At 52.0% G+C, this 11,976-nt stretch carries 9 protein-coding genes; 5 read left to right on the top strand and 4 right to left on the bottom strand.

The window, feature by feature from the left end:
- Positions 1 to 364: 364 nt before the first annotated feature.
- Positions 365 to 793, top strand: a complete 429-nt coding sequence (locus tag ACJJID_RS08645) for a hypothetical protein (RefSeq protein WP_444922363.1) — start codon at positions 365 to 367, stop codon at positions 791 to 793.
- 470 nt (positions 794 to 1,263) lie between these two features.
- Here ACJJID_RS08645 and ACJJID_RS08640 read toward each other — a convergent pair whose 3' ends face one another.
- The gene (locus tag ACJJID_RS08640) at positions 1,264 to 2,145 is read right to left on the bottom strand and encodes an ImmA/IrrE family metallo-endopeptidase (protein WP_444922362.1); all 882 of its coding nucleotides are present in this window, start codon (positions 2,143 to 2,145) and stop codon (positions 1,264 to 1,266) included.
- Positions 2,132 to 2,458 carry a helix-turn-helix domain-containing protein gene (locus ACJJID_RS08635; protein WP_444922361.1) on the bottom strand — a complete coding sequence of 109 codons (327 nt, stop codon included), beginning with the start codon at positions 2,456 to 2,458 and terminating at the stop codon, positions 2,132 to 2,134. The genes ACJJID_RS08640 and ACJJID_RS08635 overlap by 14 nt, the downstream gene beginning before the upstream one ends.
- 258 nt (positions 2,459 to 2,716) lie before the next feature.
- Here ACJJID_RS08635 and ACJJID_RS08630 point away from each other — a divergent pair, with 258 nt between their 5' ends.
- Genes ACJJID_RS08630 through ACJJID_RS08615 form a run of 4 tightly spaced genes read left to right on the top strand, consistent with a single transcriptional unit; the run spans position 2,717 to position 5,730 of the window.
- Positions 2,717 to 3,550, top strand: coding sequence for a CBASS oligonucleotide cyclase (locus ACJJID_RS08630; RefSeq protein ID WP_444922360.1), 834 nt, complete (start codon positions 2,717 to 2,719; stop codon positions 3,548 to 3,550).
- Between the two features lie 7 nt (positions 3,551 to 3,557).
- A complete protein-coding gene (locus tag ACJJID_RS08625; RefSeq protein ID WP_444922359.1) occupies positions 3,558 to 4,067 on the top strand; it encodes an HORMA-1 domain-containing protein in 510 nt (169 codons plus the stop codon).
- The gene (locus tag ACJJID_RS08620) at positions 4,067 to 5,005 is read left to right on the top strand and encodes an AAA family ATPase (protein ID WP_444922358.1); all 939 of its coding nucleotides are present in this window, start codon (positions 4,067 to 4,069) and stop codon (positions 5,003 to 5,005) included. The genes ACJJID_RS08625 and ACJJID_RS08620 overlap by 1 nt, the downstream gene beginning before the upstream one ends.
- Entirely contained in the window at positions 5,002 to 5,730 is a 729-nt protein-coding gene (locus tag ACJJID_RS08615; RefSeq protein WP_444922357.1) for a DUF6602 domain-containing protein, read from the top strand. The genes ACJJID_RS08620 and ACJJID_RS08615 overlap by 4 nt, the downstream gene beginning before the upstream one ends.
- A 6-nt stretch (positions 5,731 to 5,736) precedes the next feature.
- Here the strand turns inward: ACJJID_RS08615 and ACJJID_RS08610 are convergent, their stop codons facing one another.
- Both ACJJID_RS08610 and ACJJID_RS08605 read right to left on the bottom strand, forming a co-directional pair.
- Positions 5,737 to 9,198 carry a UvrD-helicase domain-containing protein gene (locus tag ACJJID_RS08610; protein ID WP_444922356.1) on the bottom strand — a complete coding sequence of 1,154 codons (3,462 nt, stop codon included), beginning with the start codon at positions 9,196 to 9,198 and terminating at the stop codon, positions 5,737 to 5,739.
- On the bottom strand, positions 9,195 to 11,894 hold the full coding sequence (locus ACJJID_RS08605; protein WP_444922355.1) for a PD-(D/E)XK nuclease family protein: 2,700 nt from the start codon (positions 11,892 to 11,894) through the stop codon (positions 9,195 to 9,197). The genes ACJJID_RS08610 and ACJJID_RS08605 overlap by 4 nt, the downstream gene beginning before the upstream one ends.
- Positions 11,895 to 11,976 lie beyond the last annotated feature (82 nt).

Below are 11,976 nucleotides of genomic sequence, written 5' to 3'. Positions count from 1 at the left end.
GCGTTTCAGAAATTTTTGGGATCTTTCTTAAGAGGGAGCGACTGTAGAAATTTACTTAATCGCAACCGGGTATACTGATGAATATCTATCGATTTTACTTTGCATAGACACTGAATAAAACTTAATGTATTCCAATAAGGGAATTTGCGCGCCTATATTTTGCTAAATTTCGCACTGAAGGACTGGTTTCATTAATTGTGCGTTGCGCCCCGTATTAGCCACTCTCTCTATTTGGTTGGTGTCCAGAATTGTTGATGGTGTTTACTGTTCAAAATAGATTGATGCGGTTAATTAGGGTTTCAGGGGGGGCTTATTGCTGCTCATCCTTTGCTTTGTGGTTTAAATCGGAATTAAGGAAAATCTTGTGTATATTCTAAGAGAGGGAAGAAAGGATTTCTTGGATTTTTTGAGAAATTTAACTCCTCAAATTTTAATACTTTCTCTCGTGATAATGTGTGGTGTACAGCTCGATTTCACGGTAATTGATTTCTCTAAAACTGGTTTAACCTTTATATTTTGGGTATTAGTGGCACTTTGGGGGATGGCTTTTTGGGCTAATGCCACTTTGTTGGTGGAGAGTGCTATTAATTCCAAGAGGAATCTGATAAGAGCTACAGCTTTTCTTGAAAGAAGATTTCAAGGTTGGCTGCTGACTATAGCTAAGCTAAAGTTATTATATAGAAAAGATCGTGGAATATTCTTAGAGTCTTTGGTAATTGCGATACTTATCCAATTTGCACTGGTGATAGTATGCTTTTTTGGTGCAAACCATGCAGCACGGTTCGTGAACTAGTCGGGTGAATATATAAAAGTACTGTAAACCAACTATATCAATCTAGTTTAGTTACGCTTTGTGTCTCCGGTGTACTCATCCCGCTTAGCCTTCAGGAGTGTCTTGGTAGACATCTTGATGAGCCTCTGTGGGGTATGCAGCTAAGATCTTTGTCGTTTATTTTTTTATGGGGTTTCAGGATGTGAAGCCTGGGGATCAAGATGATCGTTTCCTAATTATACTCAAGTTGCGGATGGGTATTCCTTGATGGGGAGTTTGGCAAGTAGCGCGGCCGTGGTAAACTAGAATAGGAAGGAGTGGGTGTAAGCCTTCCTGAGTTAGTCACTATAAATTATTGAGTATACAAGGTTTTTTATTTTTTTAATGTCAATTTTTTCATCTGGCTTCTGCTGCCCTACTTGCCTTTCTATTTGATGGGTGTCCAGAATTGCTTCCTTGTCCCAAACCACTACCGAATATATTCATTGACTCTATAAAGCAGAGGTCGGCACACCATATCCATTAGTATTCGTAAAAAAATCAGGCTCTTGATCCAGCTGAAGCACTGAGATAGTGAAATCGTATTGCTCAGAAAAAACCACCATTTCCTCGCAGCTCTCTTTGAACCATACTCCAGCAGGCAGTATTATTCCTACTCTCTGGTTTTCAGACGTTAAGAGTCCCCCAGCGAGAGAATTTTGAGGGACAGCCACAGGTGGCCTACCTGCTGTTTTTATATATATGCCCGTCCGAAATGCCGCCTTACTGGATCGTGCCCACAAAATGAAACCATCTCGAGAAACAACAATGACCGCTCGACGTTCTGTATACTCAATCCAGCGTAAGATAGCTGCTGTAAGAGACACACCATATCGATCTGCACAGCCACCAATCATATCAAGATCCACTTTCGTCTTAGCAGCAATTTGATTTCTATAATCATCTAGAGGCATCAACAAGTTTGCTGCAAAAACATTAGCCTGATGTTCAATTTGGCCATAATCAGAATCCCAGCGAACCAAGTCCTGCTCTCCACATTCAATACCATTAGGGTAATCATTACGGTGAAGCAGATAATGGCCGAACTCGTGAGCCAATGTATAGTTGATCCTCCCTTTTGATTGCATAGAATCATTATAGATAATGCCCCATCCTTTTTTCCCTGGAGGAGCCTTATACAGCCCCCCGTCGAATGTCGGTAACGGAGCCCCCTTGATCATTGAAACAGGGTCATCGGGGTATTTTTGATGGGAGTAGTCCCTAGCCAGAGACTTAACATCAACAGGAAACCGGTCTGGACCTGCATAAGCGTTCAGAATGTGCGTTAGCTGAAAGGCCCACTTCTGCGGAGTCATCTTCTCAGCTGTCGTCATCGTCCCAAAGATCTACAAACGAGCGTATCTTCTCTTTAGTTTTTGAGTCCATTTTTTGGTACTTCCTATAAAACCGCGCGTCAGCAGCATCCTCAACAGTAATGCTGGCCTCACTATCCAACAGATACTCGATGGTCACTCCGAGCTGATCTGCTATTTTTGACACTTTGTCAGCAGAAGGCCTTGGTGGGTTTTTATTCTCTAATTCCCAGATATAGCTCTTACTGGAGCCTGTCAATTCAGCCAGCTTTTCAAGAGTATACTTTTTCTCTTCTCGAAGCGCCTTGATCTTTGAGCCCAAAGCTGTGGGCATGCCTATCTCCTTCGTGCAACAAAAGTTCGGTATTGACATACATTATAGTCTTGACTGCTGGAAATTGTCATGCTCCAATGTGGTTCAGAATTCCGAACAATCAGTACTTCTATATAGGTAATGCAATGTCTCGTACCCACATTGACCATCAAGACATAGCTAAATTTGCGCAGGACAAGGTGAATCTGCCAAAGGCCAAGGCTGACGAGTACCGTGCGCAAGCAAGGAGACTGCGTGAGAAACTAGAGGGGCATCTCAATGAGCACCCGGACTTCGCCCTCCAAAAAAATGCTAGTATCAGGAAGCCTGGCCAAAGGAACGGCTCTCCGATCCCTTAATGACATTGATGTCGCCTGCTATGTAAGCGGTGCGGAAGCCCCCTCAGATATACCAAAGCTGTTGAACTACATTGTTGAGAGGCTCAGGACCGCTTTCCCAAATTTCTCGCCTGATCAGGTCACCCCCCAAACGTACAGCATCTCAGTTTCTTTTAAAGGCACCGGGCTAGACGTAGACATCGTACCAATCCTCTATTACGGCGATTCACAATGGTATGGAAATCTTGTCAGCCAGGACGATGGTTCATTCTTAAAAACCAGTATTCCCTTGCACCTCGAATTCATCAAAAGCCGTAAACAGGCTAATAATCAACACTTTACTCAGGTAGTTCGCCTGGTGAAATTCTGGGCTCGAAAGGAAAAACGGGAAAGGGATGGCTTCAGATTCAAATCCTTCATGATAGAGATGATTCTTGCCAAGCTATGCGATAACGGCATGGATTTCTCTGATTACCCAGAAGCCCTCCAAGGCTTCTTCACTTACATTGCTACAACCGATATGCGCGAACTGATTGTTTTCAGTGACTATTACGAGCCCGGCACTGTCGGGGCAATCACTACACCAGTGAAAATCATCGACCCGGTAAATGCCGACAATAGTGTAGGTATGCTCTATACAAGCGCACAGGCAGATATGATTGTTGACGCAGCACTTGATGCTGGAGACGCAATCGATTCTGCTTTATCAGCACCAACCAAGCAAGAAACAGTTTATTACTGGCAAAAAATCTTTGGGTCAACCTTCCAAGTGTGAGGTGAGCATGAGTCACAGCTATACAGCAACAGAATCGACAACTTTTACGGTAACAAATGCAAGGCATATTGCTGCAAAAGTCGCTACCGACCTAAAAAGAATGCAGCGGTTTTACGGAAGTCCCTCTGATATCAAAATTGCTGAATATGAGGAGGAAGTGATACAACTACTGAAGCATGGCTATCTTAGCTCCGTTACCTTTGGCTTTAAAAGGGATGCCTGCTGGATCGAGCCAACCCTACGATATTCAGCCAGTGAACTCACCGATGGTATTGATGACGACCCCGGAAGAATACGCCCGAATAAAGATATATCTGGAGCAATTTTTTATAGCTTCTTATCTTACTCTTCATCATGGTTCAGTTTAACTGAAGAGGAAATGAATAAATTCAAAGACAACCTTCCGTTCTGGAGGACTTCGGCAACTCAGCCAGAAATCAATGGGTATTTAGACCATGATCGGAGTTACTCGTCAGGTGGAAAATCACTATCAAGATCTAGTGTTAGGAGCTATTAATGAACTCAACGCCTTCCCTTGATGAATTATTCGAAAACCGCATCTCATACCCAGACTTCGAAGCCCAGGAGCGCCTGGGGCGCTTAGTTGGCCTAGATAACCAGATCAGCCGTTTGTCTAAAATCTTGGGGTTACTAATCAATTCAAAAGGCTTAGAAAACTGGGCCAATAGGCATCATGCCGGCGCAGATCAGCTTGTCAAAATGATTTTAAGGCGACCGCCACTTGTGGTACTAGCTGGCGACGTAGGCTCTGGAAAGTCAGAGCTAGCTGAAACCATTGGCGACGCTGTTGCCAGGCAAGAAGATATAGAAGTTTCACTTCTCCCATTGAGCCTATCCACCCGAGGGCAGGGCCGAGTTGGCGAGATGACACAACTGATATCCGCCGCTTTCGAATATACCTTTGAAGAAGCTCAAAAACTAAGGTCTGTATCAGGTGCAGCTCGTGGAGGCGTAATCTTACTTGTCGATGAAGCTGATGCATTAGCCCAATCACGAGAAGCTACACAGATGCATCATGAAGATAGGGCCGGAGTTAATGCCTTTATCCGTGGAATCGACCGGATTGCTAATGGCCAATTGCCCGCTGCAGTTATTATGTGTACAAACAGAGTTAATGCACTAGATCCCGCTATAAAAAGGCGGGCTGCTGACATTCTGGCCTTCTCTCGACCAAATGAAGCTCAGCGAGAAGCTGTTTTAGGTAGCCCTTTACGCCAACTCGGTTTTAAAGAAGACCATATAAAACATTTTGTTAAAGCAACTGGTCCAGTAGATGGTCGCCAGTACGGTTTCACATTCTCAGATCTGACACAACGGTTAATCCCAGCCATAGTGCTAGATGCATATCCCAATCAGCCGATAACCCCGAAGAGGGCATACGAGGTGACTCAAACTATCACCCCAACCCCTCCTTTCAAAGAGGGCGCAGCATGAGCAACTGGTCACTTACAAAGCTATTAGAAAACCTACATGCAGATATCGAACATAGATTATCTACTGTACGGCAGTCATTTGCCCATCCAGGAACAAAAGGCGATGGCAGCGAGAATATTTGGCTAGATTTGTTCAACAGATATTTGCCGGAACGGTATCGAGCAGATAAAGCTCATGTAGTTGATAGTAAGGGGGTATTTAGCGATCAACTGGATGTAGTCATATTTGATCGGCAATATTCTCCATTCGTATTTAAGTATGAAAAGCAAATTATCATACCTGCTGAAAGCGTATATGCTGTTTTTGAAGCTAAACAGACCATGAATCTTGAAATGGTGAAATACGCTCAACGGAAAGTAGAAAGCGTTCGGAATTTACACCGTACCTCCCTGCCTATTCCATATGCAAAAGGTACGTACCCTCCCAAAGACCTTACACCAATTATTGGTGGACTTCTGACACTAGAGAGTGAATGGAGCCCAGCGTTAGGCAACTCACTTATAAAGCAACTGAATCAAGATGCCGAAGGCGGATTGCTCAATATAGGATGCGCTGCAAGTCATGGGTACTTTTTCTACGAAAAAGAGAGTGGACAGTTCAATATCTATCCTCAGGAAAAAGCCGCGACAGCTTTCCTGTTCAAGTTGATATCCGAGTTACAGTTTAGCGGAACTGTCCCTATGATTGATATTCAGGCCTATGGGAACTGGCTTTTGAAAAGTTAAAGGTACCTAATCCAACTCCACCAACCTCTGCATCAACGGAAAATACAACGCACACCGTATATTCCGCTCCCCCCTCGCATAAAAGAGCTTGCGGTAATTCTCCAACTGATTCCGATACTGCTCCAGCTGAGCCGCAATAAACTCTTCCTGGCTTTCTTCCCCACTGGGCTCAGCCGTTTTGTAGTCGACAATCCAGCGGGTACCTTCGTTGTCGATAAAAGTGCGGTCCACAATGGAGCGCCTTAGCTGTCGGCCGCCGCTGTGGAGTTCCAGTTCGCAGGCGGATTCTCTTAATGATCCATCCAATAGCCAACGGCCGGTGGGGCAGTTGAGGCTGTTGCGTACGGCGATCTCCACTTTCTCGGCGGCGCGGTCCAGGCTGGTAGCGGATAGCCCTAATTGTTTCAGGCGCAGCTGCCATAGGGGGCGTTGGGCTTCCAGTTTGCTGGGGGTCCAGTCGCTGATATTGGTCTCGGCAATGGTGGCAAGGGTTTCGTGGGCTACGGTGCCGGCATGTTTGAGCCAGCGCAGGGCTACCTGGCCCAGCTCGGGAATATTGTCTTCTTCTTCTTCTGTTTTGGGTAGGTAGTCTGGCATGCGGTATTGGGCCAGCCATTCCTGCCGGGGCATGGCTTGGGGTTGCCATTGGTTGGGCAGGCGCAGTAGGTAGTCGTGATCTCTGCTGGCTTCGTCCTGGTTTAGCAGGGGTTCTTTCGCTTCCAGCCAGTGGCACCAGTCGCTTTCCTGGTGGTGCAAAACACTGGGCCAGATACCTGCGAGTAGGGCGGCGCTGCCGGGGGCTTTTAGGTAGCCCTTTTTTTCATCCCGGTTGATGCAGGCCAAAAGATGCAGCGAGCGGATGGCGCGGGTGCAGCCTACATACAGCAGGCGGGTGCCTTCCAGGCGTTCGCGTTCGCTGTTGTCGTGCTTCAGGTATTCAAAAACCGGGTCGCGGCCGTCGCGCGCATTTTTGGGGGCGAGCAGGAAGCGGCTTTCGCCTTCGCGGTTGAGCCATTCGCTCCAGCGCAGCAGCTGGTCGCTGCCGGGTTTGCCGCCTTGGTCCAGGCCTGGGATCAGTACGTGTTCGAACTCCAGTCCTTTGGATTTGTGAATGGTCATCACCTGCACTTTGGCATCCTGGGCGGGGCGGGCGTAGAGCTGTTCCAGGGCCAGGGTGAACTGTTGCCAGTCGGTAATGGCGCCGCCGGTATCGAAGGCTTCTAATAATTGCAGAAAATCCTGCACACTATTCAGGTCAGATTTTTGCGCTACGGTGGCGGGGCCGCCCAGTTCCAGCCAGAGGCCTTCAATCCAGGTGCGCAGTGGTTTGCGGCCGCGCTGTTGCCAGGCGTGTAGCAGTTTGGGGGCCACTTGGGCCAGGCGCGTGCGCCCTTCGTCGCTGAGCAGGGCGATATCGTCTACTTCCTGCAACGCCATTAATAATGGGCGTGCGCTGGTGTCGGTTACGGTGATATCCCCATTGCCCCAGTTGGCCAGGGTGTAAAGGTCTGGCAGTTGGAGTCCACACCAGGGGGCGCGGACTACGGCCAGCCAGCTGATTCGGTCGCTGGGGTCGAGTAGGGCGCGGGTGAGACTGAGTAAATCCAACACCACCATTTTACTGGCGAGCGGCGCCAGCTCTGGGGCCTGGAAGGCGATATTGGCAGTACTTAGGGCCGGCAAAATCTTTTGTAGATGTTTTTTCTTGCGCACCAGAATAGCGATGCGGCTCTCCGGATCTTGCGCTTGTAATTGCTGCACCAGTTCAACCGCTTGAGTGGCTTCGCGGTTGCGGTCTTCGTCATCGATGCAGCCGTAGAAGTTCACCGAGGGCTCGGCCCATTTGCTGCCTTTAAACGCTTCGGAGTGCAGATAGCGCACGGCGCCGCGACCGATATTGTCCGCTTGCGGAAAGGCCCTTTGGAAAGTCTCGTTGACCCAGTTCACCACCGCACTTTCGGAGCGGAAATTTACCTGGAGATCGAGGGCTTCCAGGGGGACTTCACCGATACCGCGTTTGCGCGCATCCAGGAAAATACCCACGTTGGCATTGCGGAAGCCGTAACAGGATTGCATGCCGTCGCCGACAATAAATAAGGTGCGACCGCCTCCCTGCTGCCAGCCGGCAGTGAGTTTTTCCAGCAGTTGTAGCTGGGTGTGGGAGGTGTCCTGGAACTCGTCCACCAGAATATGCTGGGTTTGCAGGTCTAGTTTTAGGGCCAGGTCTGTGGGGTTATCGCTATCGCCCAGGGCGATCAGTGCGGCTTGGGCCACTTCGGTATAGTCGGTGGCGCCCAGCTGCTGGAAGACCAGTTTTAATTCTGCGACCAATTTGGGCAGTACCTGGGCGAGCCCTTGCAGCAGTTGCCACTGGCTCTGTTGCAGCCCGCTGGGGAGCTTGCCCACTTCCCGTAGTGCGGAGAGCAGCGGTTCGTTGCCGGCCAGTTCCGCCAGCAGGTCTTTCATGCGCTGTTTGTATTCTTCGGCGATGGGGCGTTCGGGATCTTTTTTATCCGGCAGGCCAAAACCGAGTTTTTTATTGATGCCGCCGCCTTTGCGCAGATCACCGGTGGTGGTGAGGAGCAGGCTGCCGAGGGCGAGCCAGGCGGGCAGGCCGCTGCTGTCAGTGCTGGGGAAATCGTCCAGTTCGGCGAAGAGGCACAGGCCGTGGCTGGGGTTTTCCTTTTGTAAATTGCTGCCGGCATAACTGGCCAGCTCCAGCAGTTCCCCGGCATAACTGCCGAGGGTTGTGGTGAGGTCTTGCAGCTTTTCTGCTACCAGTTCGTCGATGACAAAATGGAAATAATCCTGGGCGCCGTCGAAGTTGACGCTCAAAAGTGGGCCGAGCCATTGCTCGCGCTTATCCAGCAAAATACGCAGCAGTTTATTGAGTTGGCCCAGGTCGTTATCCAGGTGGAGCAGCAGTTGCTGTAGGTCTGCGTCTGGGGTTTCGCCATCGAGGTGTTTGAGCAGGTTCACCACGGCCAGTTCGAAGGCGATTTGAGTGCGCTCCAGGGGTTCACCCGGTGCGCCCAGGCCGCTCTCGATCGGCAGTTGGCTGGCGAGGCTGCGGCAGAGGCCGTCGATGGTTTGAATACGCAGGCGCTGGGGAGTTTGCAGCAGTTCCCATTCCAGTTCGCGATCCCGCTCCAGCAGGGCGCGGGCTAAATCCCAGGTGATGGCATCGTGAGGGTTATCTGGCTTGGCTTGGTCGCGGGCGCTGTGCAGGGCGTCGATCAGGCGCTCGCGCATTTCACCGGCGGCTTTGCGGGTGAAGGTAATGGCCAGCACTTCTTCCGGTTGCTGGCAGGCGGCGAGCAACTTTAATACGCGCTGGGTGAGCAGGCCGGTTTTACCGGAGCCCGCCGGGGCAGACACGGCAAAGCTGCGACTGATATCCAGGGCTTGGCTGCGGGCGTCGGCATCGATGGGGCGGCGCAGGGCGGGAGTGGTCACAACTTCGTTCATTCGGTTATTTGCTCCCTTTCCGGCCAGCGGTTTAGGGGCCAGAGTTCACTGTTGTTATCGGTGGGGCGATCAAAGGCGAGGGTGGCTACACCGCTGCGATATTCCGTGGCGAGGGATTCCAGGCTGTAGCGCCAGTGCTCCACCAGATTGCTCCAGGTGCCGTAGGGGGATTCCTTTTCGGTATCGCCCACGGCTTTAATGCCGGTGATGGGGCGCTCCAGGTCTCCGCAGCCATTCCATTTGCAGTCGCCGTTGCGCACCTGGCCGAAGGCGATGGCGTGGGCGTCCGGTTGGAACAGGGCGTAGAGCGGCAGCTGGGGTTCGCGGATGCGCTGGGTAAGCCAGTCGCGAATACTGGGAATGCCGGTTTTGTAATCGATCACCAGTTGCTCGCCGCTGGCGAGTTGGTCCAGTCGGTCCAGGCGCAGGTTAAAGTGCAGCCCGCCGATTTCCACGGCTTGTTCCCATTCGACTTTCTCTACGGAGAAATTGGGCCTGTCCAGTTCCACGGACAGCCATTGTTGCAGCAGGCGCTCCAGGCGCTGCTTTTCCATGGCCCAAAATCCGATCGGCAGGTGATTGTATTTTTTACGCACACTGCCGAGGGAGCGTTCTACCGCGCGCTCGATTTGCGCTTGGCGTTGCTCGTCGTCCATGGCTTGCAGTTGTGCGAGGGTGCCGCACTGTTGCCAGAATTCTGCCAGCACCTGGTGTACCACATTACCGCGCTCGGCAGGGCCGAGGCCGATATCCGGTTGGGTAAAACTGCTGGCGCCGAGGCGGAAGCGCAACTGCGCATTTAATGGGGAGAGGGCCTGGGCCTTGAGCACCGAGGCACCGCCGCGTACCCGTTCGCATTCGGCGGGGGTGAGTGGCGGTAGCTTTTTGTCTTCGACTTTTTCCAGTTGGCAGGCTTGCGCCAGTTGGCTGTAGTGATTGCGCAGTGCGCCTTCGGAAAAGTGTTGGGCTTGTTGCGGGCTTTCAAACAAGCTGCTCAGCCCCTGCTGCACACCGTCTTCTTCACAGGTGTAACTCACAACGATATTGCCGCTGGCATTGAGCAGGTCGGCGGTGAGTTCGCGGGCCAGTTCCAATTCTCTTTCGGCGCTGGCGCGGGGCATCTTCCAGTGTTTTTGCCATTGAATCGGCAGCAGCGGATTGGGTGCCGGTGCCGGCGGCCACTGCTGTTGGCCAAAGCCGACCAGATGCAGGTGATCGAAAGCGAGGCCGCCGGCTTCCAGTACCCCGAGAATTTGTAAGGGGCCATCGCGGGTTTCCGCCTGGAAGGGGGTGCGGCTGGCAATCTGACGCAGCAATTGCAGGGCCTGGGTGAGAGTAAGGTTGCCACCGCAGGCACTGAGTGCGGCGAATTCTTCCAGGATGGACTCCCATTGCATCAGCTGCTGGTATTCCTGGCTGTCCGGGTTGCGGCTGCCGGGCCAATTTAATGCGGTAAGTGTTTCGGAAAAACGTGCGGCCCAAATTTCTGCGGGGGCTCGCTGCCAGCGGCGGGCGCGTTCGGCTATTTGTTCCAGCTGGCGGGGCAGTTGCGGCGATTCCAAGTGGAGGACTTCTGCGGTGCGCTCGGCCCAGTAGCGCAAGGTTGCGCCGTCGATGCGGCGCAGTTCCAGTTTTTGTAGGCGGCGGAACAGGGCGCTGCGCAGCCAGGTTTCACTGTCGTCACCCCAGAAGGGGCTGAACAGGATATTTTGTAATTGAGGGTAATCCCATTCGTCTTGCAGTAGCGATAGCAATTGTAGGGCGGCGCTGCCGACCGGTGTCTGCGCCAGGGGCGTACCGGCAGAGAAGTTAAACGGCAGGGTGTAGCGCGGTTGCTGTGGGTCCAGGTATTGGGGTTCGAGCACGCGGGAAAATACCGCTTCCACCTGGGCGCGGCATTGGCCCAGATTGTTTACCACTATGCCGACGCTGTGGCCGGGATTTTCGGCGAGTTTTTGCCCAGCCCAAAGGGCTGCCTGGTAGAGTTCTTCATCCAAATCGGCGCAGGCGGCTACGGATAATTCACTCTGCTGGGTGAGTCCTGGCCTTTCATTAACAGCTGCGGCACCTGCGTGGATCAGGGTATTGGCGAGGGGCGAGATCTGGGCAAAGCCGGCGGTATCAATTTGCGCGACGGGTTCCAGAATACCTTCCTGGAATGCGCGCAGGATCAATTGATCGCGCTGGTCTGGAGTGATGGCGCTGTGGGCCTGAAGCTCAGTAGCAAAGGCCTTGATTATGACGCACAGCGGCAGTTCGTCGCTGCGCATAGAGAGTGCGAACTGTTCCAGTAGGGGAGTTAGCGCTTCATCTATTTGCGAGAGGTCGGAGATCAGTTGCCATTGGAGTAGCTGCGCCAGGGCGCTATCGGCATCCCGGCACAGTTGCTGGCTGTTGAGCAGTTGCCGGTCCAGGGATTCATCCAGGGCGCGCTGCCAGAGCAATTGCCGTTGCTCGCGATTCAATACCTGCTGCAAGGCGGGCTGCCAGTTGCGCTGTTGCAGCTGGAACCAGAGTTTGTCCAGCCAGCTGCGCAGGGATTCCACCGGCGGCGGCATCCAGCAGGCACCGGGCGACTGCTGCGCGGCAAACACCTGTTGGCAGCGGTTGCGCAAACGGTTGTTGGGGGTGAGCAGCAGTCCTCCGGGGGGCAGCTGCGCAAATATTTCGAGAGCGGGAAATGCCGGCTTCAGCATGAATTCGGGTACCGGTTAGGGCTTGTTATTCGGGGAACGGTCGCGGTTTGTGACGGAGCTGTCAACCTTGTTTTTGGCGGCC

It is taken from the genome of Microbulbifer sp. CnH-101-G (assembly GCF_052466775.1).
The sequence above is the reverse complement of the archived record's forward strand: the minus strand, read 5'-3'. Positions and strand labels throughout refer to the sequence as shown.

What these genes read in the sequence shown, in the direction of transcription:
- ACJJID_RS08640 (WP_444922362.1), bottom strand. Translation starts at nt 2,145, where the DNA reads ATGACGACAGCTGAGAAGATGACTCCGCAGAAGTGGGCCTTTCAGCTA.
- ACJJID_RS08625 (WP_444922359.1), top strand. Translation starts at nt 3,558, where the DNA reads ATGAGTCACAGCTATACAGCAACAGAATCGACAACTTTTACGGTAACA.
- ACJJID_RS08630 (WP_444922360.1), top strand. Translation starts at nt 2,717, where the DNA reads ATGAGCACCCGGACTTCGCCCTCCAAAAAAATGCTAGTATCAGGAAGC.
- ACJJID_RS08615 (WP_444922357.1), top strand. Translation starts at nt 5,002, where the DNA reads ATGAGCAACTGGTCACTTACAAAGCTATTAGAAAACCTACATGCAGAT.
- ACJJID_RS08620 (WP_444922358.1), top strand. Translation starts at nt 4,067, where the DNA reads ATGAACTCAACGCCTTCCCTTGATGAATTATTCGAAAACCGCATCTCA.
- ACJJID_RS08635 (WP_444922361.1), bottom strand. Translation starts at nt 2,458, where the DNA reads ATGCCCACAGCTTTGGGCTCAAAGATCAAGGCGCTTCGAGAAGAGAAA.
- ACJJID_RS08605 (WP_444922355.1), bottom strand. Translation starts at nt 11,894, where the DNA reads ATGCTGAAGCCGGCATTTCCCGCTCTCGAAATATTTGCGCAGCTGCCC.
- ACJJID_RS08610 (WP_444922356.1), bottom strand. Translation starts at nt 9,198, where the DNA reads ATGAACGAAGTTGTGACCACTCCCGCCCTGCGCCGCCCCATCGATGCC.